The organism is Maccoyibacter intestinihominis (genome assembly GCF_040096355.1).
Lineage (GTDB): Bacteria > Bacillota > Clostridia > Lachnospirales > Lachnospiraceae > Maccoyibacter > Maccoyibacter intestinihominis.
In genome coordinates this window covers 1-568 of sequence record NZ_JBBMEX010000042.1, presented here as the reverse complement: position 1 = coordinate 568, position 568 = coordinate 1, and the positions used below count along the sequence as shown (strand labels likewise).

Annotated in this window: 1 rRNA gene; it reads left to right on the top strand. The window is 50.9% G+C overall.

Going from position 1 to position 568, the window contains the following annotated elements:
• Positions 1-568: ribosomal RNA gene (locus tag WMO43_RS14130) — 23S ribosomal RNA — on the top strand; the annotation flags it as partial.

The window sequence follows — 568 nt, the reverse complement described above, 5'->3', positions numbered from 1 at the left end:
CGAAATAAAGTAGTGAAGTATGCAGGCTGTGTGCCGAGAAAAGCCGCTATTGTTTTATATGTGCCCGTACCGTAAACCGACACAGGTGGATGAGGAGAGAATCCTAAGGCCGACGGAAGAAGCATTGTTAAGGAACTCGGCAAAATGACCCCGTAACTTCGGGAGAAGGGGTGCCACAGAAATGTGGCCGCAGAGAATAGGCTCAAGCAACTGTTTAGCAAAAACACAGGTCTATGCGAAACCGAAAGGTGAGGTATATGGGCTGACGCCTGCCCGGTGCTGGAAGGTTAAGAGGAGAGGTTAGCGCAAGCGAAGCTTTGAATTGAAGCCCCAGTAAACGGCGGCCGTAACTATAACGGTCCTAAGGTAGCGAAATTCCTTGTCGGGTAAGTTCCGACCCGCACGAAAGGCGTAATGATTTGAGCACTGTCTCGACAATGCATCCGGTGAAATTGAAGTACCAGTGAAGATGCTGGTTACCCGCGCCAGGACGGAAAGACCCCATGGAGCTTTACTCCAGTCTGGTACTGGGATTCGGTACTGCATGTACAGGATAGGTGGGAGGCTT